Raw genomic sequence first — 24,920 nt, forward strand, 5'->3', positions numbered from 1 at the left:
ATATTCGCTTACAGTTGACTGTAAAAACAACAGTTCAAGTGTAACTACACAGTAAATTTACCATTGTGGTCTGTAAATAGGTAACTAGCTTGTTGTTGACTTTAATTTATGAAAATTTTACAAATCATATATTAAGGGATACTTATGATGACATACAACCACAAATCAGGTCATGGTGTATGTATCACATTTGATGCATTACTTGTATGAACATTTTAATGATATCTTGCACCTTTCCCTACCCACCAACAAGGGGCGGAACCCAAGTCAGGACATTTAATCTACTTAAGTACTTAAGTCAACGTCATAGTGTTACCCTCGTTACTCAACGAGAACGGGATGTTACCGACGCTGAACTAGTAGGATTACGTGATTGTGTGGATCATTTGGTAGTTTTTGATCGCCCGGTAGATTCTGCAACCACAGCCAAAATTTTGAAGAAGATACAGCGCTTTGGTAAATTTTTGTTACAGGGTACACCGCCAAGCGTATTCAACCGCTATTCAGTGGAGATGCAAACCTGGGTTAACAACTGGGTAGAAGCAGGAAAATGTGATGTGATTACCTGCGAACATAGCGTCAATGAAATTTATGTGCAACCACATTTTCAGAAACAGCTAAAAACCATAGTTGATGTTCATAGTTCTGTGTACGCTACTTGTCGTAAACAATTAGCGATCGGCATTTCTCAGAATGTAATCAGAGACAAAATTAATCTGCCACTTTTGCGTCGTTACGAACAAAATTATTGTGCTAAATTTTCGGAAATTGTTGTCACAACAGAAGAAGATAAACTTCAAATACAACAATTTAACCCCAATAGCAAAATTACAGTTATCCCTAACGGCGTAGATTTAGTTTCTTTCCCTTATCGTACCAGCGATCCAGGGGGACATCATTTAATTTTTATTGGTGCAATGGATTACTTGGCGAATGTTGATGCTGTCTGCTTTTTCAGCAAAGAAGTATTACCAGAAATCCAAAAAACTTATCCTGATACAACTTTCGATATTGTCGGTTCTCATCCTGCACCAGAAGTTTTAGCACTTAATCAAAAACCAGGAATTAATGTCACTGGACGTGTACCTTCAATGGTAGAATATTTACACAAAGCAACTATCTGCATTGTACCTATGCGGACTGGGTTTGGCATTAAAAATAAGACTCTAGAAGCAATGGCAGCTGGTGTACCAGTAGTGGGAAGCGATCGCGGTTTAGAAGGATTAGCTGTAGACGGTACTAACGAACCACTGCGTGCATTACGAGCCAATCAACCTGGGGAGTACGTCAGCGCAATCAGTAAATTATTCGAGAATCCAGAACTGCGATCGCAACTGTCCCAAAATGGCAGACAACTAGTAGAAACAGAATTCACTTGGGATATCGCTGGTAAAAGCTATGAACAAGTTTGTCTGGCGTAATTCGTAATTGTTTTGAATTCCAAGTTCTGAATTATTAAAACAAATATATGTAGAGACGTTGTATTACAACGTCTCTATACAAATTATTGGTGATGCAAATTATCTTATCTAAACCGTATCGGGTTTTAGTTATACCAATTTGAATCATCATTGCGATCGACGGAGTTACCAAAAATCTGCTGAGTAACTCATTCTCTACAAGACGCACTCTCGAACACAATCCAAAATCCAAAATCTAAAATCCAAAATGGTATTACCTTGTCAAAATACGACTCAATTATTTTCAAAATCAGCCGCAGTCCTGAACACAAGTATTTTTTTATGCTTACGCTTATTCTTATTCTTGAGGGCAGCCAAATAATTATCAACGTAACGAAAAGCAGATGCACAATCGTAAGCAGCAATGGCTATAGCTTGTAAGAAAACCTTCGGGGGAATTTCAAACCCTAAAAATTTTTCTGTTAAAATTAACAAATCATTATCTGTGGCAGGAAAAGTAATTTCTTGTGCCTCTTCTGAATCATTAAAGATATCTTCAATTAATGCTCTGGACATTTTGTACCTCCCCAAAAGCATAGGATGCAAAGCCAGTGATGAAATTTAGCTGCTGATCGCGAGTTCGTAAGTTATCTGGGAGTTCAGTACCAGGACATCCTATTTCCCGCAAAATTTCTAAACAATAAGCACCGAGTTTAGTATATGGAGCTTGCTCCAATTCTTGAGCTACCTCCAGAGCCATCTTCAGATTGACTTGAATAACCGTCGTTACAGGGCTGGTCATAAATAAACCCTAATCAACTGGATGCTCTCAGTTTTGATCAGAAGCAAAAATTAGGTAACGGTGTTTTTGCGGAATTTATGAAGAGGGGAAATTAAAGTATCAGGACATTTGCGGTAGAACATCCAAATCAGAAAACTGCGATCTTGGTGAAGCGCGGTTCTCAGTGAATTATAGGATAGTTATGATGTCCGCTGAATTGCCCATAATAGACTCTTTGCTCCAGCCCTCAGAACTTCGCTTACTGGGCACTACTGACAATTTTTTGCTGTTGATAACGCTGTTTAAACTGCTGTTGCTGTATTTTATGATCCACAATTGGTTGAGGATAGCCAGCAGCATGGCGTTCTAAAGGTGGAATTTTACCAGTAACTAAATATTCTGTATCCACAGACCGTAATTCTGACACCCATTGCCGAATATACTCCCCATCTGCATCGAATTTTTGTGCTTGACTGGCTGGGTTGAAAATTCGCACGGGTTTGGGGTCCATCCCGCTAGAAGCACTCCACTGCCAACCGCCATTGTTAGCAGATAAATCACCGTCAATCAGCTTCTGCATAAAGTATTTTTCTCCTAGTTGGGGATTAATTAGCAAGTCTTTGGTGAGAAAACTAGCGACAATCATCCGACAACGGTTGTGCATCCAGCCGCTTTCGTTCAACTGGCGCATTGCTGCATCCACAATCGGGTAGCCAGTTCTTCCCTCGCACCAAGCTTGGAAATGTTCTTCGTTAGTTTCCCAAGGAAAGTTTTTGAAGGTGTTGCGGAAAGCGCCATCAGCCAATTCGGGGAAGTTATACATTGCATGTTGATAAAACTCGCGCCAAGCTAATTCTTGTTGCCATGTGCGGATACCAGCTGTTGCTTCCTCACTGCGGCTGTTTTCTTGTGCTTGTGTTGTGGCTTGCCAAACAGTGCGAATGCCAATTACGCCAAATTTCAAAGCTGCACTCAGTTGCGATGTTCCGTCAACTGCGGGAAAATTGCGCTGTTCTTGGTATTCAGTAATGGCTTTAGTAGTGAATTCCTCTAGCCGTTCTTGCGCCGCCGCCTCTCCTGGTGAAAGAATCAATCCTCCATCCCAAATAAATCCTAAATCTTTTGCTGAAGGTAATGCTAATGCTCCTGCAAGTTTGGCAACTTTCTGTTCAGCTTCCGTTAACCCCTCGGCATTTTGCAGAGTTTCTACTGGTTGACTCTTCGCCTTAGTAATCCAATTTTTCCAAAAGGGAGTATAAACCGTATAAGGCTGATTACTACCAGACCGTATTTCTTCTGGGGAATTGAGGATTTGATCCCAGTTTTGGTTGAGAAACTGAATACTTTTTTCTTTGAGGGCATTTAGAATGGTGCGATCGCGTTCTTGCGAATAAGGTTCCACATCCCAATTCCAAAAAACTGCTTTCGCTGCTAACGCCTCAGCCAAAGCTGGTATTGCTTGCACAGGATCACCATGAAGTATTAACAACTCGCTGCCAACTTCGGCATATCGCTGTTGTAATTTCTCCAAACAGCCAATCATATAAGTTACCCTCACCGGAGCAACATCATCTCGTTCCAGAATATGCGGATCGAGGCAAAACACCCCCACCACCTTCGGACTCTGCCGCCGTGCCGCAGCCAATCCCGTATTATCAGAAATGCGTAAATCACGACGATGCCAAAACAGAATTAAGTCAGACATTCCATACTCAACATAGTTCACCCGTACTAGCTTAGATGCTAACGGTACCTATCAGCATCATTCTGTTGATAAATTTATTCTGTGAATGGGGGACTGGAGACTGGGGATTAGGAAATAAATATTTAGGAATTCTTTCTCAATACCCAATACCTAATACCCGATACCCAGCCCCCAATCCCCAATACCCAGTCCCCATGCCCCATTCCCCGGTTTGTCAATCGGTAATAGTGGCTTTTGAGTTAAAAGTTGAGTATACTCTTGTTAACAGTTAATTAGTCTTTTTGTCATGGCCAACCTACTACTTGATGACCGTACAATTGAGAGTGATTTAGGCGAAATATCTCGTGAACTTGCCCCTCTTGGCATTGAACTTAGACACTACGACCCAGGAACATCGCTCCTTTTCCCAAACCTCCTAGACCAAGAGGTTTTAAGTGAGTCTGAAAGACTTTATATTATAGAACTCCATAACAGCGTCTTTGAATTTATCCAGCAAGAAAATGAGGCTCTCTGGTCTGACTTACTGAATCTACATCCAGGTTCCCCCAATCTTCACCACCTAATAGCAACCTACAGTCGTTACCATACTCACACTGCCGCTGAACCCCTCTACGTGTTGGCAGGAGAAATGATCTATGGCTTCGTGCGACCTGATGGCAGCCAAATACAGCTTTTAATTCAGGCACAAGATTATCTCTACATACCCGCTGGTGTTGAGCATTGGTGCAGCCCAAATGCATCGTTGAATTTTAAGGCGGTACGCTATTTTACAAATGCGGAAGGATGGGTTCCTAACTATACAGGCACTCATGTGAGTGATTCCCTCAATAAGCCGCTTTAAAGCTGATTTATTTTATAGATAATTGTAATTTTTATTACTTAAGTTTCTTTTTTTGACATCAATATCCATTGATAAAGTTTGCCACTATCTTTATCAGCAGTGGCAACATAATTGGCGATGGCAAAAATGAATTCCCGACTTTTTTAAAGAGTCGGGACTCTACGTGTATTAACTTTCTTAACCGTCATTTTATGTTTAAAAGCGATCGCTCTTTAAGACTGATTAATTTCATAATGGTGATGCTGGCCCAATCAGCAGTACTTGGGGACCTGTAATGAATGACAAACCCTGAGTAGAACAAGCATCAATATCCGTTGTCGCCAAGGTAATGATTCTGGTTACCGATCTTTTTTGGAACACACCATTCTTGACGGTTCCGTAAGAGGTTAGGATAGTTTGGCCGTCAACCACATTGCTCTCAGTCGTGGTGTATTCTACTAGGCTAGTTTGATTAGTAGGAACCCAATTGTACTGAATTTCATACGTTGGGAAAAACCCGATGTTGTTACAGGAGGTCGGGGCTGTAAACGACAGGGTGTAAGTTCCTGATGTAATTCCTTGAGCATTTACGCATCCACCCACAGAACCTCCTATAGTAACGGTAGTATTTTGCACTTGGTTAGTGAGTGGTGGGTTGTAAACAACTGCCTCTGTCCCCGATGGGCAAATCGTCAAGGGAAGAATCTGGGCCTGAACAATTGATTTAGTTCCAATGAAATCAACACCTATGGTTGCAGTCACAATAGCACAGGCAAAGGCTGACAGTTTGCAACCCTTAGCGAAATTACTATTAACTGGAGATATCATCGAGAAACTTTCCTTCCTTGGGTAGATGTATAAAAAAAATTACACAATGATTGCAATTTTTAGAAAACCTACTGCTTAGAATACAGTTAATTAGCTGTTAATTTAAATATAATTGCTTGATTGAAAATGTTTTTTTGATTAATTATTTGTATAAATAAAAACTTCTATATGAATCTTGTTTCGTGATATGTAGTGCGACTAAAAATAATCTCCGGCTTGGCACCCCTATACCCAGTTATAATAAACTTGTATATAGCAATCCGATTTGATTTCTGAATGACTTGTAGAGGTAAGGGACTGGGGATTGGGGACTGGGGACTGGGAAGGAGCAATAAAGGTGTACTGAGTTTTGTTCAAAAATCAAATATGAGTCCTATAGCAAGGCTTACAGATGTTGTTCTGGTAATGCGATCGCGGCTGAAACAGCAAGAATCAATCATTGACTCTGGGCTTATTGATATTATTCTCAACTAATCAGATAGCGATCGCCTGTTTTTTTTGATTTTATCTAATGCATTTTTTATCTATTTTTTAAGAGGGAACAGGGAACGGGCAACAGGGAACAGTTCGATACCCCATAATTAAAATTAGAGGATTTGTTAATGACGGACGTATTTTTTCAGAGCATAAGTGTCCCGTTAAAAAATAGACCTACCTTGAAAATAGAGACTGGGGACTGGGGACTAGGAAAGAGATATTTTCAAGGCAGGTCTAATGTTTTTACTCAACTTCCTCACAGCGAATTAACAGCATTTCCATCGCTTCTGCTAGAGAAATCAACTCTGTCCAAGAGGAACCAGTGACTAAATTTTGGGCGTGAGCTAATCGGTTTCGCAACTGTTCAGCAGACTTGAGAAAGCGTTCGCCAAACCGCTTGGATTTTAGTCCCAGTTGCTCAAGAAGTTCTGGTTGATTTAAAACCAACTCTCGCTTATCGCAAAATTGCAGGTAATCTAACAAATCTGTAGCTTCGTTTCTTTCCTGACTTTCTCGCCATAGCCGTCGAGCAACTTCTAAGCGCTCTTTTTTGAGGACTTGTTGCCAAGAATCTTGGGGATAGTAAAGCCGCACCAGCCGCAGGAGATTCATTTCTAGCAGCGTTACCAAGCCAAATAGTAGCATTCGGGCGGGTGCTTTCTGTAAGTCGCCACAGGTAACAATTCCAGTCACTTGATTACAGTCCAGAACAAACAATCGGGGAGTTTGTTGCAAAATTGGTAGTAACTTCATCAGTGGGGTGGAAATGGCAATTAGTTCTTTGGGATGAAATACCCGTTGATAATCGCTACATTTGCCTTCTTTACCTTGAATCAAACTAGAGCGTTCTACATAGCCACTAATGGTATCTCCCGTTTCAACGCCGATGACATCAAAATTTTGTGCCTCCATCCAATGCAGCACTTCTGTCACCTGAGCATCGGCTGGCATAGCTTTGAGGGGTTCTGCTACGTATTCAATGGTGATATTGTTCTCAAACAAGCTCCGCAGGTCTTGAGAACGCGATTTGAGGTGTTTCATCACCCTTTTATAAACTCACATGAAATAATCCTATGGTACTCGGGCGATCGCTTGCCAAATTAATCCTACAACAGCCAAATCGAAGATTCCACCCAAAAAGCTACTTATAGACAAGATATCAAGCCCAATCAACCTACCCATACAAAATAAAAGCGCTGACATTGGCTAAAACGCAGGGCAGTTAGTAAGCATCATTTTTTTACCATTTTTGTTGGTATATATGTAATGACGGTTATGCATTATCAAGTAACAAATTATTTTGCATCTACAAAAAATAAATATCTATGTAGTTAAATGTATGAGATTAATTGATGAATTTTCCAGGAAAATGCAGAAATTCCTGGAAAAAAAATGTTATTACTAAAACGATACATCGAATTGATACTTGGTAGAATCGTACCAAGATAACCAAAATTGATAACATTATGCCAAGAAAAGAACAAGGATGGGTCACATTTCAAACCTCTGAGGACGAGCGGAAGATTCTAGAAGAATTCTGCGAACAGTCTCAACGCACCAAGACTGAGATTCTGCGAGAACTCGTGCGTAGTCTCAATCAGCACTCTTCAGCACCAATATCACTACCAACCAAGGAGGAAAAACAAGAAGATATCTACACTCAAAAGCCTGAGTTTGAAACTAACATTCCCAAAAAATCATTAAAAGTTAGCTCTCGGAATATTCTTAAAGGTGTCATTAAACGAGTTGTTTATGGAGCTGTTAATAGTGAAGTGACTATCGAGATTATTCACAAAGTAGAATTAACTTCGATTATCACCAGAGCTTCCGCTGAAGAGTTGGAACTAGCTGAGGGAAAAGAAGCTTATGCAGTTATTAAGTCTAATGATATAGTTATTGCCAGAGAATAGAAATATGTTAATTTGCTGCGTGACATATTAGGAAGATGAATTTTATTCATTAACATTTTTGATTTTCAATAAGTGTAATATAAAGAAGGAGTCAGAATTCAGAATTCAGAATTCAGAATACTCTACGCATGTACCCTTACAGGGAAGCAAGCTACGCGCAGCGTCCCGTAGGGAAGGGATAGAGTTTTAATCAGGAAGAATGTTTAAATTTCTTTTCGCTCACGAACGCAAGTGCGTCTCGTAGAGAAGTACGGTTTTAACCTATACTCATCAGCCACTTGTGCAGAATACCCAACTGAATTCTGACTCCTGACTTCTGAGTTCTTCTTGATAAATTGAGTATTGAAAACCTTGACTCAAAAGATAGTCATATCTATAGGATTCCTATTTTATTAGATGAGTTATGTGAACTAAAGGGCAGTTTCTAGTATTTATAGTCAATGCGATCGCAGATATCAAAGATGAGACTCTGATCGTGTGACTTGATAATTTCTGTGCGTTAGAGCGTCCCCCACTCTTTGCCTCCTCTGAGTACGGTAAACCGTATTTGTCCATTAGTTCCCAAAGATTAATTTAATTGTTAAGTTTAGTTACATAGATTAAAAATCGCAGCCAAAGTTGCTGAAAGTGAGAATTGATTACTGTTGAGGATGAAGATAAAATGAACGACTTAGCGTAGGTGTAGCCCGTCGGAGACATCGCTAAAATTGGGCAGATACCCCATCTCAGCCTGGATTTACGCCAGATAAAAGGGGTCATCGCGCCATAGCTTTGGTCAAGCTTCTCAAATTCCATCAAAAATAAAATTTATTTAATAATGTTTAACATTGCCATGAAAGCCACAAATCAGTTAGTGCATTTTTTAGAAAAAGAGTTGGCTATTTCTGGGAAAGCAATTTCCCTGGCCTTGCGACATTGCGAACAGACTCCCAACTTCCTAGCAATGACCCTCTGGCAATATGGGCTGATAACACTAGACCAGTTAGCTCAAATTTTTGATTGGCTAGAGGAGACTGGGGATTGGGGCTTGGGGGCTGGGGAATAGCGACTGGGGAGATCAGGGGAATAAGCAATGACCAACGACCAACGACCAACGACCAACGACTATTTTGACTTTAAGGATTGATAACATCTATGACAATTAAAGAGCAGCCTAAACAACCCCGGTCTCGAATTATTGCCAATGTATTACTGGCAGTATCAGGGCTATTCCTGCTTTTAAATCTGTTTTTACCTGGTTTATTTGCTTCTGGTCCTGCTGGGGTTCCCTACAGCTTATTTATTCATCAAGTACAGGAAGGCGAAGTCACCCGTGCTTCCGTCGGTCAAAACCAGATTCTCTACGAATTAAAAACAGAGAATGGCGAACCAGGACAGGTGTTTGCAACTACACCAATCTTTGATTTGGAATTGCCCAAACTCCTAGAACAGAAAGGAGTTGAGTTCGCGGCTACACCTCCACCGAAGAATACTTGGTTTACAACCCTCTTGAGTTGGGTAATCCCACCGTTAATTTTTATTGGCATCTGGCAATTCTTTATTTCACGTGGTGGTGGCGGCGGTTCTCAAGGTGTCCTCTCTATAGGTAAGAGTAAAGCTAAGGTTTATGTTGAAGGTGAATCAGCTAAAATTACCTTCCAAGATGTGGCAGGGGTAGAAGAAGCTAAAACTGAATTAGTGGAAATTGTAGATTTTCTCAAGACTCCGGCACGTTTTACGCAAATTGGTGCGAGGATTCCCAAGGGTGTGCTGTTGGTTGGCCCTCCGGGTACTGGTAAGACACTTTTAGCGAAAGCTGTAGCAGGGGAAGCAGGTGTTCCATTCTTCAGTATTTCTGGTTCGGAGTTTGTGGAACTGTTTGTTGGTGTGGGTTCTTCCAGGGTGCGAGATTTATTTGACCAGGCAAAGAAACAGGCTCCTTGTATTGTATTTATTGATGAATTGGATGCCATTGGTAAGTCTCGTAGCAGTAATGGCTTCTACGGTGGTAACGATGAACGGGAACAAACCCTCAATCAGTTACTAACTGAAATGGATGGGTTTGCGGCTGGGGATGCTACGGTAATCGTCCTTGCAGCTACCAACCGTCCCGAAAGTCTCGATCCTGCATTGCTGCGTCCAGGTCGCTTTGACCGCCAAGTGTTGGTAGACCGTCCTGATTTATCTGGTCGTGAAGCAATTCTCAAGATTCACGCTCAAAAGGTGAAATTAGGAGATGATGTAGATCTAAAAGCGATCGCCACTCGTACTCCTGGTTTTGCTGGTGCAGATTTAGCAAACTTAGTAAATGAAGCTGCATTATTAGCAGCGCGAAATCACCGCCAAACCGTTGCTCAAGAAGACTTTGCTGAAGCCATTGAGCGGGTAGTCGCCGGTTTAGAAAAAAAGAGTCGTGTATTGAGCGATACCGAGAAAAAGATTGTTGCTTACCATGAAGTCGGTCACGCAATGGTAGGGGCGCTAACGACAGGAAACGGTCGTGTAGAAAAGATTTCCATTATTCCCCGTGGAATGGCTGCTTTAGGCTACACCTTGCAATTACCCACCGAAGACCGCTTTTTGATGAATGAAGCAGAACTGCGGGGTCAGATTGCAACTTTGTTAGGAGGACGTTCCGCCGAAGAGGTTGTGTTTGGCAGTATTACAACAGGTGCATCCAACGATTTGCAACGAGCAACTGATTTGGCAGAACGGATGGTGACTACTTATGGTATGAGTAAAGTCTTAGGACCACTGGCTTACCAACAAGGACAACAAGCAATGTTCTTGGGTAATGGTGCCCCTAATCCCCGGCGGGCGGTGAGTGAAGATACAGCCAAAGCCATTGATAGTGAAGTCAAGGAAATCGTGGAAACAGCCCACGAACAAGCCCTAGAGATTCTAAAACAGAATCGAGACTTGCTAGAAGCGATCGCAACTCAACTATTGGAAACAGAAGTCATTGAAGGTGAAAAACTGCATAATCTGTTAAGCCAAGTTAAACCTGTAGGTAATTGGTAAAAGGGACTGGGGACTGGGGACTGGGGACAAGGGGGAATGGCGTTGCTGAATCAGAATATGAAATGCCAAAGTTACCTTTCTTTTTATTTGTACCTTTGCACCTTTGTATGAGACAAATTCATATTTTCAGTCAGCAACGCCAGGGGAATAACTCCCCAATCCCCAATCCCCAATCCCCAATCCCCAATCCCCAATCCCCAATCCCCAATCCCCAATCCCCAATCCCCAATCCCCAATCCCCATCTCTGCGTTAAATCTCTGCGTTACTTGGCGTTTGAGAAATACCATTCACGGCAATGCAAACACCAGCGAGGAAAAATGCCATTGCACCCCCAACTGCACCGACAAAAGGTGTTATGGTTTGTGGTTGGGGAAATACGACGCCAAACAAACTCATGGCCGCAGCAAACCCACCAAAATACGTGCCAATTCCTAATCCCGCCCATCTTTGGGGTACTAGTCCTAAAGCAAAAGGAACTGCCCCGTTAACAATTAAACTAAAGCCAGCAACTATTAGCAGAATTATGGGAATTTGTGCGCCGACAAATACCATTATCAGTAATGAAGGAATGGTTACACAAATACCACAAAGCATTGCTTGACGATTGCCAATTTTGACGGCGAAGATTCCAGCTGGTATATTGGCGAGAGCGATCGCGATTCCAATCCACACCATTTGCATATCAATATTATCAGTATTAAGTTGGGCTTTGAGGACTTTGCCCAAGACATCCATCAAAAATCGGATACCCCACGCTACAGCAGAACCAGTTGCTAAAATCAAAGCCAATTTTTGTAAAGGAAACTCTACTATCTGTGCATTGTGTCGATCAGCTGGTGTTTCTGGGGGATTAACTAACCGCAACATAGCCACAGCCCCCAACAACACAAAAGAACCGATGGCAAAGGTCAAAACTGGCCCTAAACTAAGAATATACTTATTGGCGATCGGTCTAAAAGCACCAATAAATCCTCCTACTAAAGTGACAGCACTGGCAGCCAATGGTAACTGAGCTGGTGTAGAATACATTCCCAACAGGCATATAGCAGGAGAGCGAAATATCGTCATTGCTAATGCCCAGGCTACCAGAGTTATTGGCAAGAGCGATCGCAATACCATAGTCGGCGGGATCAAGCTGACAACACATGGTATGGCAATAAACAAAGCTGATGCCAGAATTACACCTACTGAAATGAAGGGAAATCGAGTCCCTACCCAGCGTCTAGCTTGATCGGAAAGTCCCCCCATCAATGGTTCCAATACTACACCCAAGGCATTTTCCACCACTAATAAACCAACAGCCAATGAGGCAGGAAAACCAAATTGAGTCAAAAGTTGGGGCAAGTACGCATTATAAATTAACCAAGTCAGGGTAATTGCCCCCTGCATCGCTGCCAACACCCAAACTTGCACCCATAAGATATTAAAAGAAGATTTTGAGGTAGTCATAAGCAGAGGGGATGAGGGAGTAGGGAGTGGGGAGTGGGGAGTGGGGAGTGAGGAGTGGGGAGTGAGGAGTTAGGAAATTAACTCCTTGTCTCCCTCATCTCCCTCATCCTCCTCATCTCCCTCATCCTCCCTCATCTCTTCTTTAATACTCCGGAACTGAGGGATCGATTTCCCGACTCCAGGCGGTAATTCCACCTTTGACGTTCGTCCCGACGATCCCGGCTTCTTTGAGGATACCGAGGGCTTTTGCCGATCGCCCGCCCATCTTACAATGAGCAATTAGGTGGTGACCGTTTAATATTTCCTTCACCTTGGCAACACCATCACCGTTTTCAATGTCTGGTAAGGGCACCAAAACTGAACCAGGAATCTTCGCAATCTCGTATTCATTGGGGTTGCGGACATCAAGTAGTACAAAATCCTTCGCACCACTATCTAGTAATTCCTTCAAATCCTTAACGGTCATTTCTTGAATTTCCATCTGCTGTTTTGCCTCCTCTGCCTTAGCTTGTGGAATTCCGCAGAATTGTTCGTAGTCTATCAGCTTTTCAATCACTGGACGAATGGGGTTAGGACGCAGTTTCAACTCCCGGAATTTCATGTCTAAGGCGTTGTATAGCAGTAACCGTCCACTCAAGGTGTTACCTTGTCCGATAATAATTTTGACAGTTTCCGTTGCTTGGATGACACCAATAATTCCTGGCAAAATTCCCAACACACCACCTTCTGCACAAGAGGGAACCATTCCTGGTGGTGGTGGTTCTGGGTAAAGGTCACGATAATTCGGCCCGCCTTCGTAGTTAAATACGGTGGCTTGTCCTTCAAAGCGGAAAATGGAACCGTAGACGTTGGGTTTGTTTAGCAATACGCAAGCATCGTTAACTAGATACCTGGTGGGGAAGTTATCGGTGCCATCCACCACGATATCGTAAGGTTCAAAAATTTCCAGCGCATTTTCGGAACTCAGGCGAGTTTCGTAGAGATCCACCTGACAATAGGGGTTAATCTCATGAATGCGGTTTTTTGCAGATTCAATCTTGGGTTTACCCACCCAGGATGTACCGTGGATTACTTGACGTTGCAAATTGGAAGTATCGACAACATCGAAATCAACAATTCCAATGCGTCCAATACCCGCCGCCGCTAGATATAAAAGTAGTGGCGAACCTAGTCCACCTGTACCGATACAGAGTACACTAGCAGCTTTCAGGCGCTTCTGTCCTTCCAATCCTACTTCCGGCAAAATCAGGTGTCGGGAGTAGCGTTCGTAATCATCTTTGGTCAACTGGATTTCATCCAGATTTGGATTTAACATAGCAGTTGTCTTGTGGAAGAGCGGGAATATTAATCCTATCGAAAAATGATATCTGTCTTGAAATTAACCCGTTAAATTATGTTTTCGATTGTCTCCGCTTGGAACTGATGAGTATCATCAAGACTCCAGCTTCGCAGTTCTGTGGCTTTGCCGTTTTGGACGGAAACTATTATATACGAGTATCCTTGCCAAGCGTATAGGCGATCGCATTCTGAAGGTATGGCAGGATGATCTGGGTGGGAGTGAAAAATGCCTATGATGTTCAAAGAGCGATCGCGTGCTTGTTTTTGTGCTTGTAACATCACTTGGGGTGCGATCGTATATTGTCGCTTTTTACTTTCTGGTGTGCGTAGACGCGTTGGCGAAGCCTCTCGTTGGCGCAGCCTCTCGCAGAGAAGAGAAGCGGCTTGTCGTGAGACATCGCCGGAAAATTCAGCAGATGCCTCTGTATTCCAGACATTTTCTGTTGGCATGACCTCTACTGTCGTTTTGCCCTCATTAGCCAGATAACCCAAAATTATACCACAGCATTCCTCTGGGTAGATGTTTTCTGCATGGGTGCGGATAATTTGCAAGTGTTGTTCACTAAACTTAATCATATCTGCGTTTGTAATTTTATTCACCTATAGGAATTTTGGCTTGGGTAAAAGATATTGCTACGTACTAGTTTGATTTCATGATAGTCAATTACCATACAACCAACATTAATTTTTCTGAGTCCAGGTAATCATTTACGCTGTCTGCCTCCCACCTCATTTTCAAGCTAGACGGTAATGTAATAAATCACACAACGAGGTCATGAAAATATTCCTTTCCCCTATTTCCAAAACAGCGATCGCTACAAACTGACTCTTAATATGCTTACAATCGCGCCTATTACGATCTGATTTCTTCACCTTTTTTACCCAATTCATAGCGCTCTTTTATCTCTCTGAAAAGAGAAAAATAAGATGCCGATCTGGAATCTTTTTCCAAGCCTCACTTTATCAGTAAAGTCACAAAATCTTTGTTTGGAAAAAGCACCGATAAATCAGATTTTAAATATTCTCTAATGACAAAAATAAAAAACAGCTAGTACCCAATACCCAGTCCCTTGTTCCTTAAGTCATTTGTTTGCTAATTTGGGCAAATTATCTACCATCAAAGTATAAATAATACATAAACATCAGCACATAAATCATACATTTTTCCCCAAATATATAAAGAATATGCAAAGATATGTATTTCAGTGTAGACATTCAAATAAATGTTTAGTATATAAATATTATCAGGTTATTTGATGTTCTCTATTTTTTTCAGGCTAGAAACGCCATATCAGAGTCAGGTGACAACTGGATTCCTAAATCAAGGATGGTTAAAGAAAACTTCAAACATCCTATTAATAGGAATGCATAAGCTGACGAACTTCTACAGTAAGTAAGACCTAGATTATCCTAAATAGGTAGATAAACCACGTCTACTTTAAAAACCGTAGTTTTTTGTAATGAGTGTAAAGCTCAAAATTACTGCTAAGCCTGAATATTATACTCTCGTTAAAAACTAAAGTTTTTAAAATTGATGGGGTTTAATTGCGCTCTTGCAAACTGAATAACATGGCGAATTTTTGGAAAAAATTGCTGTTCCTGAACAGTCACAGATAAGTGTGTCAAAAGCGTCAAATTTCGGCTAGTTCTTTTTGCTCTAAGGGATTTCCAACAAATAAATTATCCAATCTTGTGGGGTGGGCAGCGTTCGACTGAGCGCTCACGCCGAAGTCTTGCCCGCCTTTGGCTAGGGGCGGGCGAGACAGTCCGAAGTTCTGAGCGCCGGCTTCCGCCGCTCAAGCTTCTCTCCACCCCACAAGAAGTAGTTGAGTATTTTTTTATTTGGAAGTCCCTAAAACAGCATTATCTCCAAATTGAGAACTTCAGTTACTCAACAAATTAATTTACGTAGGTAAAAAATCATGGCAAATATCAATGGTACCAGCGGTAATGATTACCTCTATGGCACAACGAGCGATGACCTCATTCAAGGCCTATCAGGTAACGATCAAATATATGGCAATGGGGGTAACGACACTCTAGATGGTGGTTCTGGCAATGATGGACTGTATGCTTCCTATTCTGCTGGAAACAATATCCTCAAGGGCGGAAGTGGGTCTGATGTTTTGGATGTTTCCTATTCCTCTGGAAATAACACCCTGACTGGGGATGCGGGGGCTGACACTTTTTATATTAGCTACTCTACTGGCAACAATACCGTTTCCGGCGGAGATGGGATTGATATCTTTTACGCCTATGGAGCTCAAGGTGCAAACACCCTCAGTGGAGGGAATGGCGATGACTCCTTCTATTTGAGCGCCCCGTATACTTTCCCCTCTTCCTTGTTCAGTCAAACGGTGGATGGAGGAACAGGTAATGATTACTTATACATCGATTACACTTATTCTAGTGTGGGAATTGATACAAATCAGATTACCTACAACTCTATTGAACGATTAGAGGTCAGAGGTACAGCCTACGATGACAACATTGTGGGGACCAATGGCAACGATGTGCTTTACGGTGGTAATAGTGGCAATGATACCATCGCTGGCGGTGCAGGTAACGATACCTTAAATGTTGACTATTCAACAGGCGATAACTCCCTCCAAGGTGGCGCTGGGAACGATAACTTGAGTGCTATCTCTTCAAATGGTGATAATTTGCTCTCTGGTGGAGATGGCAACGATGTGATCTCCACGTCTGCCTACTACTACTACTACTACGACTACTACTACTATGGCTACTACAGCGTAGGGAGTCCCTCCTCAGGCAATAACACGCTCTATGGTGGCGCTGGTAGCGATAACTTGAGTGCCAACTATTCAACAGGTAATAATCTGCTGGACGGGGGCGATGGCAATGATTCTCTCTCTGTCTCTGGCTACTCTTTCTACGACTACTACTATGGAAGCTATTCCTACTACAATAGCTCAGGCAATAACACCCTCTATGGGGGCGCTGGTTATGATTACTTAAGTGCTGAATATTCAACGGGCAATAATCTGCTGGATGGTGGCGATGACAATGATAATCTGTATGCCTATGGCGCCTCTGGTGAGAACACCCTCAACGGTGGCAATGGCGATGACTATCTCTATGCTGGGAATGGCAATGATATTCTCATAGGTGGTAACGGTAACGATATCCTTTATGGAGGAAGTGGTACTGATACCTTCGTTTTCAATAGTTTCAATGAAGGAATTGATACTCTTTATGACTTCAATGCCATTGATGAACTGATTCAGGTATCGGCCACTGGTTTTGGTGGTGGCTTATCAACAGGTGTACTATCCGCTAGTGAGTTTACCATCGGAACATCTGCAAGCACTAGCACTCAGCGATTTATTTATGACTCCACTACAGGTGGATTGTTCTTTGACCAGGATGGTAGTGCAGGTGCGTTTGCTCAGGTACAATTTGCACAACTATATGCTGGTGTGTCATTAACCAACAACAATTTTGTGGTTGTTTAGTCGTAATTACAGTTCTATCACTTAGCCGCAGAGGACAAGAATAAATTTTGAGAATGCGAGGTGTTGAAAATAGCACCTCGCATTTGATTGCTGAATACAGTCAGGTTTAGAAACCAAGGCTTACGCATTCCCAAGGTATTTGAAAAATGCTGATAATGTTTAATGAGCGATCGCATATTGCCGATTTTATTTTTCGCTGCGCTTAATTTTTATTCAAAAATCTCCAATTATCAGTAAGTTGGCACATACTTATCAGCAAATATTACGAAAACTATGCAAAAGTTTTTATTTAAATGTAGACATCTCAGTAAATACTCGGTATTGTATTTTTTGTCGGGTCATTTACATGTTTTTTAGGCTAGACGTTCATGCGATCGATTACACAACGAGGGCATGAAAACATTTCTTTCTGATTTCTTTCCAAGTATTGAGTCCCTATTCTCAAAACAGTCAGAATTACGCATTGACAAACCAACCAACTTATAAGGTGTGGATTGAGGGCATTGGAGCTTGATTTTTCAACTGTTTTTCAGCAATGCCTGGTGTAAATACTTGCTTAGGCTACTGATGAAACATGATGTTAATCAGCCTTTTACTAATTGTTTTTGTGAATCCACACCCGTCAGAATTTGTACAGTGCTTAAGACTTAGATAGTCCTAAATACTTGGATAAGTAATACTTGCAAGCCAATCAAAGAGGAAATGTTCAGAGAAAATTGATGACTCTCAAGGGGGAATAAAGTATGCCGAAAGTGTCGTCTAGGATCGAATTTTCGTGCCTTCAAACAGCACTAACAATTGAAAACTCAAGTTACTGAAAAAATCGATTTAGGTAGGTAAAAGTGATGGCAAATATCATTGGAACCAACGGTAACGATACCCTACAGGGTACTTCTGACAACGACACCCTAATTGGTGGCGGTGGTAACGATAAATTTGTTTACAACAGCTTAGGCTACTACGGCACTAACGCGATCGCCGATTTCGGTGGAGTAGGTAAAGGAACAAACCCCACAGCAGCAACCATTGGGGAAGCTGACACTCTGGTATTCACTGGTGCTGGATTAACTGCCCAAAATTTGCTGCTCACTCAGAATGGCACAAATTTGGAAATCACCTTTGAAGGGGACTCTAGTAATGGCAAAGTCGTCCTGGAAAACTTTGCCTTGGAAAACCTGGATAACCTCAGCAAATCCACTGGAGCCGCTGTAGACTTGGGCAATATTGTGTTTGATGGGCAAACTAGCAGCACCGACAGCTTTGATGTCTTCAATGCCAACTCCACCCAAAGCACTATCTTCAACAAGAACACAGTCACCTTCCTCAACGACCTCGACAACAATGTTAGTGGCTTTGACAACTCAGATGATGTCATCAATGGTCAAGGGGGTGATGACATTATTGACGGTCTAAGTGGCAATGATCTGTTGAGGGGTGGTGCGGGCAATGACCTTTTGAGAGATGGTGCAGGCAATAATACCCTCAACGGTGGTGCTGGCGATGATACTTTGAATGCTAGTGGTTCAACAGGCGATAATCTTTTGGATGGGGGTGATGGCAATGATTTTCTAGACATCTCTGGCATATACTTCAATCCCGTGAATTATGACTCTCGCTCATTAGGCAATAACACCCTCAACGGTGGTGCTGGTGATGATACTTTGAATGCTAGCGGTTCAAGAGGTGATAACCTGCTGTCTGGGGGCGATGGCAATGATTCTCTAGATATCTCTGGCAATTTCGACACTAATGGCGGCCAAGAAAACGCCACCGACTCTCGCTCTTTAGGAGATAACACCCTCAAAGGTGGTGCAGGTGATGATACCTTGGATGCTAGTGGTTCAATAGGCGATAACCTCTTAGATGGAGGCGATGGCAATGATTCTCTAAAACTGACCACGAGTGGCGGCGGAGGATACGTCTACTCTGGCTCAGAAGGCAATAACACCCTCAACGGTGGTGCAGGTGATGATTATCTAGACATCTCTGGCTATCTTGATAACTTGCAAGGCGCCTACATCGATTCTCGCTCATATGGCGATAACCTCCTAGATGGGGGCGATGGCAATGATACTCTAACAGCCTTTAGCACTCTTGGTAATAATACCCTCAAAGGTGGCGCTGGTGACGATATCTTGACTGCTGGCAATTCACAAGGCAATAATCTGCTAGTTGGCGGTGATGGCGATGATAGTCTCTACTCCTTCGGTAGCAGGGGTAATGATACCCTCAAAGGTGGCAATGGCAAGGATAAATTTTTTTACAACCAGTTCTTCAGCAACTACGGGATAAATACTATCACTACGATCGCCGACTTCGGTGGAGTAGGTAAAGGAAAAAAACCCACAGCAACGGTTATTGCTCAAGTGGACACTTTGGTATTCACTGGTGATAGCTTAACTGCCCAAAATTTGCTGCTCAACCAGAATGGCAATAATCTGGAAATCACATTTGAAAGTATTGGTGGTCGCAAACTCATCCTGGAAAACTTTACTCTAGAAAACCTGGATAACCTGAGCAAATCCACAGGAGCCACTGTAGATTTAGGCAATATTCTGTTTAATGGGCAAACTAGCACCACCGACAGTTTTGATGTCTTCGATGCCAATTCCACCCGAAGCACTGTATTTAGAAAAAACACAGTCACTTTCCTCAACGACCTATCCAACAATGTTAGCGGCTTTGACAATTCAAATGATGTCATCAATGGTCAAGGGGGTGATGACATCATCGACGGCTTAAGTGGCAATGACATTTTGAGGGGTGGTGCGGGCAATAATACCCTCAACGGTGGTGTTGGTGCTGATACTTTGAATGTTGACTTCCTCTCAAGCAATAATCTGCTTAATGGTGGTGATGGCAATGATTCTCTAACAGCCTCTGGCGAAAAATACTACAACAGCTACTATCTATATGGCGAATCTGGCTATGACCTCCGCCGTTTAGGGAATAATACCCTCAACGGTGGCGCTGGTGCTGATACTTTGGATGCTAGGGGTTCATTAGGCGATAACCTCTTAGATGGCGGCGATGGCAATGATTTTCTAGACATCTCTGGCAGTGAAAGTGCAGAAAGTGGACGTTACATCCCCGACTCCAATTCTAACTCTCGCTCTTTAGGCGATAATACCCTCAACGGTGGTGCTGGCGATGATACTTTGAATGCTAGCGGTTCATTAGGCGATAACCTCTTAGATGGGGGCGATGGCAATGATTCTCTCTCCATCTCTGGCTATTCGGAAATTGATGAGCGGTCGTTCGGCTTATACTCCACATCTAACTCTCGTTCATATGGCAATAACACCCTCAACGGTGGTGCAGGTAATGATACCTTGACTGCTAGCGGATCATCAGGCAGTAACCTGCTCTCTGGGGGCGATGGTAATGATTTTCTCTCCATCTCTGGCTCTTCAGGATTTGACTCCAAGTACGACTACGACTCTCGCTCATATGGCGGTAACATCCTCAACGGTGGTGCAGGTGATGATACCTTGATTGCTAGCGGGTCAATAATAGGTGGTAACCTGCTCTCTGGGGGCGATGGCAATGATTTTCTCTCCATCTCTGGCTATTCAGAAGGTGGCTATGACGAGAACCTGCTCTCTGGGGGCGATGGCAATGATACTCTGACAGCCTCTGGCGCTAATAATAATAATACCCTCAACGGTGGTAATGGCGATGATATTCTCATAGGTGGCAATGGTGATGATAGCCTTCATGGAGGAGGTGGTACTGATACCTTTGTTTTCAATAGTTTCAATGAAGGACTTGATACTATTGATGACTTCAATGCCATTGATGAACTGATTCAGGTATCAGCCACTGGTTTTGGTGGTGGCTTATCAACAGGTGTATTATCTGCTAGTGAGTTTACCATTGGAGCATCTGCAACCACTAGCACCCAGCGATTTATTTATGACTCCACTACAGGTGGATTGTTCTTTGACTCTGATGGTAGTGCGGGTGTATTTGCTCAGGTACAATTTGCACAACTATCTGCTGGTGTGTCATTAACTAACAACAATTTTGTGGTTGTTTAGTCGTAAGGGACTTCCAAGAATTAAATTACTCAATTCCTGCATCCAACACCAGTATCCAATTTCTTCTCCCCCTGCCTCCCCTGCTCCCCCTGCTCCCCCTGCTTACCTAAACGATTGATTATTTTTTTCTTTGGAAGTCCCTAATTACAGTTCCATCACTTAGCCGCAGAGGACAAGAATAAATTTTGAGAATGCGAGGTGTTGAAAATAGCACCTCGCATTTGATTGCTGAATACAGTCAGGTTTAGAAACCAAGGCTTACGCATTCCCAAGATACGTGAAAAATGCTGATGATATTCACTGTCGCGATCGCCTGCTTGTTTTTGTGCAACACATCGATCATCTGTAGGGGCGCACAGCTGTGCGCCCCTACCCAATGTATTTGTCGCATTGTTTTTTCAAATTGGTATTACATGAGCATGTTTGATAAATTCGGCTAAAGGGTTTTGAAATCAACTTTGAGTTACTCTAAAGAAAGTTATGAGGACGCAAATATGACTGATAAAAATCGTTCTCAATGGGACTTAGGCAGGTTTATCGAAACCCTGACTTACTTTGAGGTAATTCCTTTCCTTAACTGGGTACAGCAATTAATCCAAGGCCGTCCTCAGGATAATCAAGATAAACCCAATGGAGGAAGAAACGTGGGTGTAATATTAGTAGCAGGTGCCACAGGCGGTGTAGGTAAGCGAGTCGTAAAGCGATCGCTTGAACGAGGTTATAAAGTTCGGGCGCTAGTAAGAGACATTGACAAAGCACGGTCAATTCTTGGTAATGATATTGACTTAGTAGTTGCAGATATCACCAAACCAGAAACTTTAACTCCTGTAGTTATGGCTAATATCGAAGCTGTAATTTGTTGCACAGCTGTGCGCGTGCAACCAGTAGAGGGAGACACAGCAGATAGAGCAAAATACTATCAAGGTGTGAAATTTTACCAACCGGAAATTGTCGGCGACACCCCAGAAAATGTGGAATATCAAGGTGTCAAAAACTTAGTCCAAGCCGCAGCAAAATATCTACCCCAAGCAAATGAAAAACTCATATTTGATTTTACAAAACCATCAGCAGAACTAAAAGATGTTTGGGGGGCGCTGGATGATGTCGTCATGGGTGGTGTAAGTGCCAGTAATATCCAATTATTAGAAAATGCAGCTTTGTTTGCTGGCAATGTTTCCACTGCGAACTCCGGTGGATTTGCTTCTGTGAGAACTAAGAATTTTGATCCGCCATTTAATTTATCTGGCTACGAAGGTGTGAAATTGCGCGTCAAAGGTGACGGTCAGCGTTATAAAATCTTCCTACGAACAGATACAACATGGGATGGCATTGGGTATAGCTATTCTTTCGATACCGTAGCTAATACCTGGGTAGATATTCACATTCCCTTTAGAGATTTGATTCCTGTATTTCGGGCAAAAATTGTCAAGGACGCGCCGCCAATTGAGCAGAGTAGAATTTGTTCATTTCAACTAATGTTAAGCAAATTTGAATATGATGGCGCATTAAATCCCCAATTTTCTCCAGGTGGCTTTGCTTTGCAGTTAGAATCAATTAAAGCTTATGGTGGCGCCAATTTACCCCAATTTATTCTTGTCAGTTCAGCAGGCGTAACTCGTCCAGGACGCCCCGGTATTAATTTAGATGAAGAACCCCCAGCAGTAAAATTAAATGACCAATTGGGGGGAATTTTAACTTGGAAGTTGAAAGGAGAAGATAGTTTAAGAGCAAGCGGAATTCCTTATACAATTATTCGACCTTGTGCTTTAACTGAGACAGTAGGAGGTAAGGAATTAATATTTGAACAAGGGGATAATATTAAAGGCAAAATCAGCCGTGAGGATGTCGCAGACCTTTGCGTGCAAGTGCTAAAAATAGCAAAAGCATTTAATGTAACGTTTGAGGTAAAAGAGGGAGACAACACTATTAACTCTATCGATTGGCAGAGGCTATTTTCTAATTTAGAACAAGATAAATAAGGAGTCAGAATTCAGTATTTTTTGTCGGATGGGTAATGCTTAGGGATTTCCAAATAAAAAAACCTTAAATTTTTCTTGTGGGGTGGCCTAACGTAAAACCCTTGTCAAGAGGTGATATTGAGTTCATTAGACTTCTTGCATAAATCAAAAAAAAGAACCCCACCCCGCCTTTGACTTACGTCAAAGTCTCCCCTCCCCTTGCCAAGGGGAGGGGCTGGGGGTGGGGTATTAGGGGACTTTTGCAAGAGGTCTATTCACTTAGCGTTACTCACCGCGTCACCCCACCCTAACCCTCCCCTTGCCAAGGGGAGGGAATAGTTATTGAGAAAAATGCAAGATATTAAGATGAATAAAATTAAGATGCTAATACTTGCCGGGATTTTAGTAATGATTATTTGGGGTGGGTTATTCCCAAATACTGCTTCATCGCAGCAAATCGAGTCCCGCGTGAACAACTTGGAAGCGGATTTTAATCGTTTTGAGTCGCGGTTAAACCAGATAGAATCTCAACTAAATAAAACCCGCCAGTCTCCATCATCAAGAACAACACTTACTCCACGACAGTCAACAGGTTCCAGACAGAATTTATCACAGCAAGATCCTATGTTTGATCGGCTTGCAACTTTAGTGATTGAATTGAAACAACAAGTCAATAAACTAGAGGAACGAGTTTCTAAAATAGAATCACGCTGAATATTTCAATTGGGTAAAATAGAAGTCAACTCCAGCCTTAGCGAATTACATTCGCTAAAGGTTAGGAAGATTTTTTGCCATCGGAAACCATTTGCGAGAGAATATACGCTGTAAAATCTAGCAACTGATCCAGCACAAGGCCAATAATACCAATGTAGAGTATTGCCTCGATTATGGAATCGATGTTACCAGCTTTATAACTATCCCAGAGAAAAAAGCCGAGTCCTTTTGGGCCTATCAACATTTCTGTGGCAATAACTGTAAACCAAGCTACCCAAATCCCAACTTTCAGAGCATGAAATATATGAAATATAGCTACTCGAAAGTTCTTATTTTGTCTATGAAAATGTCGCATACCTATTGCCGTATTAATGATTATTGTCCAAAGAGTTCCAAAAAATATTACGACAATAGCAGCGGCTTCACTTTCTCTAAACACTATTAAACTAATAGGTAGCAAAGCTATAGGAGGGATACTATGTGGTATCTGGAATATCCGCCTGAATAGCTGATAAATCATGCTATTTATACCGATGAAATATCCGATAAAACTACCCAATACTGCGGCTGGAATGTAACCAACAAATAATCGTTGCAGGCTAGCTAAAAATTCTAAAAACATGTTATTTTTCATGCCTCAGTTCTCATTGAGAACATGTAGGAAATACTGGGGCAACAGCACAAAGCAGCATGTCTGGCGAATCATTTACGACTGTTATAGAAAAGTGATTTTAATTGCACTTCCTCTTTTCCCACTACAAGATTTCCTATATCTTCTCCTCCTTGGCAGTTGCTCAAACAAGTTTACGTATTCTGACGATGAGATAGGAGTAGTACAAAGAAAAGGTAAAACTTGGCTTTCCTAGAATTTATCATCAAAATAAATCCTGATTAGTAAATTCAATACAATTTCTCTAATTAACTTGCTCCTTAACAACCAGAACCCGGACTTCTCTAAGAAGTGGGGGTTATAAGGCTTGCAATTTTTATAAATTAAATAAGATTACTATAGTTAAACTTGTA

19 protein-coding genes are annotated in these 24,920 nt (G+C 42.1%); 9 read left to right on the forward strand and 10 right to left on the reverse strand.

The window, feature by feature from the left end; genetic code table 11:
* The first annotated feature begins 206 nt into the window (after positions 1 to 206).
* Entirely contained in the window at positions 207 to 1,421 is a 1,215-nt protein-coding gene (locus tag IQ276_RS27380; protein WP_193920087.1) for a glycosyltransferase family 4 protein, read from the forward strand.
* Positions 1,422 to 1,694: 273 nt separating this feature from the next.
* Here the strand turns inward: IQ276_RS27380 and IQ276_RS27385 are convergent, their stop codons facing one another.
* The 3 genes from IQ276_RS27385 to IQ276_RS27395 form a co-directional block, all read right to left on the reverse strand.
* On the reverse strand, positions 1,695 to 1,976 hold the full coding sequence (locus tag IQ276_RS27385) for a hypothetical protein (protein WP_190883909.1): 282 nt from the start codon (positions 1,974 to 1,976) through the stop codon (positions 1,695 to 1,697).
* The gene (locus IQ276_RS27390) at positions 1,957 to 2,202 is read right to left on the reverse strand and encodes a hypothetical protein (protein ID WP_073643120.1); all 246 of its coding nucleotides are present in this window, start codon (positions 2,200 to 2,202) and stop codon (positions 1,957 to 1,959) included. Before IQ276_RS27390 ends, IQ276_RS27385 begins: the two co-directional genes overlap by 20 nt.
* Positions 2,203 to 2,440: 238 nt before the next feature.
* Positions 2,441 to 3,886 (reverse strand): deoxyribodipyrimidine photo-lyase, 8-HDF type, encoded by a 1,446-nt coding sequence (locus IQ276_RS27395; RefSeq protein ID WP_193920089.1) that lies wholly within the window; start codon positions 3,884 to 3,886, stop codon positions 2,441 to 2,443.
* Between the two features lie 286 nt (positions 3,887 to 4,172).
* Between IQ276_RS27395 and IQ276_RS27400 the strand changes: the two genes are divergently transcribed.
* Positions 4,173 to 4,727 (forward strand): 1,2-dihydroxy-3-keto-5-methylthiopentene dioxygenase, encoded by a 555-nt coding sequence (locus tag IQ276_RS27400; RefSeq protein ID WP_193925705.1) that lies wholly within the window; start codon positions 4,173 to 4,175, stop codon positions 4,725 to 4,727.
* Positions 4,728 to 4,955: 228 nt separating this feature from the next.
* On the opposite strand, the gene IQ276_RS27405 is transcribed toward IQ276_RS27400, so the two are convergent.
* From IQ276_RS27405 to IQ276_RS40360, 3 genes are all read right to left on the reverse strand, one after another.
* Positions 4,956 to 5,534, reverse strand: a complete 579-nt coding sequence (locus IQ276_RS27405; RefSeq protein WP_193925707.1) for a hypothetical protein — start codon at positions 5,532 to 5,534, stop codon at positions 4,956 to 4,958.
* Positions 5,535 to 6,254: 720 nt separating this feature from the next.
* Positions 6,255 to 7,052 carry a hypothetical protein gene (locus IQ276_RS27410; protein ID WP_193921693.1) on the reverse strand — a complete coding sequence of 266 codons (798 nt, stop codon included), beginning with the start codon at positions 7,050 to 7,052 and terminating at the stop codon, positions 6,255 to 6,257.
* A gap of 30 nt (positions 7,053 to 7,082) precedes the next feature.
* Positions 7,083 to 7,214 carry a hypothetical protein gene (locus IQ276_RS40360; RefSeq protein WP_255264353.1) on the reverse strand — a complete coding sequence of 44 codons (132 nt, stop codon included), beginning with the start codon at positions 7,212 to 7,214 and terminating at the stop codon, positions 7,083 to 7,085.
* Between the two features lie 263 nt (positions 7,215 to 7,477).
* Between IQ276_RS40360 and IQ276_RS27415 the strand changes: the two genes are divergently transcribed.
* The 3 genes from IQ276_RS27415 to ftsH4 all read left to right on the forward strand — a co-directional run bounded on the left by IQ276_RS27415 (position 7,478) and on the right by ftsH4 (position 10,921).
* Positions 7,478 to 7,921, forward strand: coding sequence for a TOBE domain-containing protein (locus IQ276_RS27415; RefSeq protein WP_190884521.1), 444 nt, complete (start codon positions 7,478 to 7,480; stop codon positions 7,919 to 7,921).
* 832 nt (positions 7,922 to 8,753) lie between these two features.
* Positions 8,754 to 8,966, forward strand: a complete 213-nt coding sequence (locus IQ276_RS27420; RefSeq protein WP_235116022.1) for a DUF2949 domain-containing protein — start codon at positions 8,754 to 8,756, stop codon at positions 8,964 to 8,966.
* An 89-nt stretch (positions 8,967 to 9,055) separates the two neighbouring features.
* Positions 9,056 to 10,921 (forward strand): ATP-dependent zinc metalloprotease FtsH4, encoded by a 1,866-nt coding sequence (gene ftsH4, locus IQ276_RS27425; protein ID WP_193925659.1) that lies wholly within the window; start codon positions 9,056 to 9,058, stop codon positions 10,919 to 10,921.
* A 250-nt stretch (positions 10,922 to 11,171) separates the two neighbouring features.
* Here the strand turns inward: ftsH4 and IQ276_RS27430 are convergent, their stop codons facing one another.
* From IQ276_RS27430 to IQ276_RS27440, 3 genes are all read right to left on the reverse strand, one after another.
* Positions 11,172 to 12,371 (reverse strand): MFS transporter, encoded by a 1,200-nt coding sequence (locus IQ276_RS27430; RefSeq protein WP_235116023.1) that lies wholly within the window; start codon positions 12,369 to 12,371, stop codon positions 11,172 to 11,174.
* A gap of 142 nt (positions 12,372 to 12,513) precedes the next feature.
* Complete coding sequence (gene moeB / locus IQ276_RS27435; RefSeq protein WP_193919542.1) at positions 12,514 to 13,686, reverse strand: molybdopterin-synthase adenylyltransferase MoeB; 1,173 nt, start codon at positions 13,684 to 13,686, stop codon at positions 12,514 to 12,516.
* Positions 13,687 to 13,757: 71 nt separating this feature from the next.
* On the reverse strand, positions 13,758 to 14,285 hold the full coding sequence (locus IQ276_RS27440; protein ID WP_193919544.1) for a M67 family metallopeptidase: 528 nt from the start codon (positions 14,283 to 14,285) through the stop codon (positions 13,758 to 13,760).
* A gap of 1,346 nt (positions 14,286 to 15,631) precedes the next feature.
* Between IQ276_RS27440 and IQ276_RS27445 the strand changes: the two genes are divergently transcribed.
* The 4 genes from IQ276_RS27445 to IQ276_RS27460 all read left to right on the forward strand — a co-directional run bounded on the left by IQ276_RS27445 (position 15,632) and on the right by IQ276_RS27460 (position 23,897).
* Positions 15,632 to 17,185 (forward strand): calcium-binding protein, encoded by a 1,554-nt coding sequence (locus IQ276_RS27445; protein WP_193919545.1) that lies wholly within the window; start codon positions 15,632 to 15,634, stop codon positions 17,183 to 17,185.
* An 845-nt stretch (positions 17,186 to 18,030) separates the two neighbouring features.
* The gene (locus IQ276_RS27450; protein WP_193919546.1) at positions 18,031 to 21,225 is read left to right on the forward strand and encodes a beta strand repeat-containing protein; all 3,195 of its coding nucleotides are present in this window, start codon (positions 18,031 to 18,033) and stop codon (positions 21,223 to 21,225) included.
* Positions 21,226 to 21,719: 494 nt separating this feature from the next.
* On the forward strand, positions 21,720 to 23,204 hold the full coding sequence (locus IQ276_RS27455) for a CIA30 family protein (RefSeq protein ID WP_235116024.1): 1,485 nt from the start codon (positions 21,720 to 21,722) through the stop codon (positions 23,202 to 23,204).
* Between the two features lie 345 nt (positions 23,205 to 23,549).
* On the forward strand, positions 23,550 to 23,897 hold the full coding sequence (locus IQ276_RS27460; protein WP_193913990.1) for a hypothetical protein: 348 nt from the start codon (positions 23,550 to 23,552) through the stop codon (positions 23,895 to 23,897).
* Between the two features lie 61 nt (positions 23,898 to 23,958).
* Here IQ276_RS27460 and IQ276_RS27465 read toward each other — a convergent pair whose 3' ends face one another.
* Positions 23,959 to 24,531: an ABC transporter permease gene (locus IQ276_RS27465; RefSeq protein ID WP_190882707.1), complete on the reverse strand. Its 573-nt coding sequence runs from the start codon at positions 24,529 to 24,531 to the stop codon at positions 23,959 to 23,961.
* Positions 24,532 to 24,920 lie beyond the last annotated feature (389 nt).

Origin of the sequence: Desmonostoc muscorum LEGE 12446 (assembly GCF_015207005.2) — a bacterium.
GTDB lineage: Bacteria > Cyanobacteriota > Cyanobacteriia > Cyanobacteriales > Nostocaceae > Nostoc > Nostoc muscorum.

Bases quoted from the DNA above. Each gene is read 5' to 3' on its own strand.
- IQ276_RS27380 (WP_193920087.1), top strand. From the start codon at position 207: ATGAACATTTTAATGATATCTTGCACCTTTCCCTACCCACCAACAAGG.
- IQ276_RS27385 (WP_190883909.1), bottom strand. From the start codon at position 1,976: ATGTCCAGAGCATTAATTGAAGATATCTTTAATGATTCAGAAGAGGCA.
- IQ276_RS27390 (WP_073643120.1), bottom strand. From the start codon at position 2,202: ATGACCAGCCCTGTAACGACGGTTATTCAAGTCAATCTGAAGATGGCT.
- IQ276_RS27395 (WP_193920089.1), bottom strand. From the start codon at position 3,886: ATGTCTGACTTAATTCTGTTTTGGCATCGTCGTGATTTACGCATTTCT.
- IQ276_RS27400 (WP_193925705.1), top strand. From the start codon at position 4,173: ATGGCCAACCTACTACTTGATGACCGTACAATTGAGAGTGATTTAGGC.
- IQ276_RS27405 (WP_193925707.1), bottom strand. From the start codon at position 5,534: ATGATATCTCCAGTTAATAGTAATTTCGCTAAGGGTTGCAAACTGTCA.
- IQ276_RS27410 (WP_193921693.1), bottom strand. From the start codon at position 7,052: ATGAAACACCTCAAATCGCGTTCTCAAGACCTGCGGAGCTTGTTTGAG.
- IQ276_RS40360 (WP_255264353.1), bottom strand. From the start codon at position 7,214: ATGTCAGCGCTTTTATTTTGTATGGGTAGGTTGATTGGGCTTGATATC.
- IQ276_RS27415 (WP_190884521.1), top strand. From the start codon at position 7,478: ATGCCAAGAAAAGAACAAGGATGGGTCACATTTCAAACCTCTGAGGAC.
- IQ276_RS27420 (WP_235116022.1), top strand. From the start codon at position 8,754: ATGAAAGCCACAAATCAGTTAGTGCATTTTTTAGAAAAAGAGTTGGCT.
- ftsH4 (WP_193925659.1), top strand. From the start codon at position 9,056: ATGACAATTAAAGAGCAGCCTAAACAACCCCGGTCTCGAATTATTGCC.
- IQ276_RS27430 (WP_235116023.1), bottom strand. From the start codon at position 12,371: ATGACTACCTCAAAATCTTCTTTTAATATCTTATGGGTGCAAGTTTGG.
- moeB (WP_193919542.1), bottom strand. From the start codon at position 13,686: ATGTTAAATCCAAATCTGGATGAAATCCAGTTGACCAAAGATGATTAC.
- IQ276_RS27440 (WP_193919544.1), bottom strand. From the start codon at position 14,285: ATGATTAAGTTTAGTGAACAACACTTGCAAATTATCCGCACCCATGCA.
- IQ276_RS27445 (WP_193919545.1), top strand. From the start codon at position 15,632: ATGGCAAATATCAATGGTACCAGCGGTAATGATTACCTCTATGGCACA.
- IQ276_RS27450 (WP_193919546.1), top strand. From the start codon at position 18,031: ATGGCAAATATCATTGGAACCAACGGTAACGATACCCTACAGGGTACT.
- IQ276_RS27455 (WP_235116024.1), top strand. From the start codon at position 21,720: ATGACTGATAAAAATCGTTCTCAATGGGACTTAGGCAGGTTTATCGAA.
- IQ276_RS27460 (WP_193913990.1), top strand. From the start codon at position 23,550: ATGAATAAAATTAAGATGCTAATACTTGCCGGGATTTTAGTAATGATT.
- IQ276_RS27465 (WP_190882707.1), bottom strand. From the start codon at position 24,531: ATGAAAAATAACATGTTTTTAGAATTTTTAGCTAGCCTGCAACGATTA.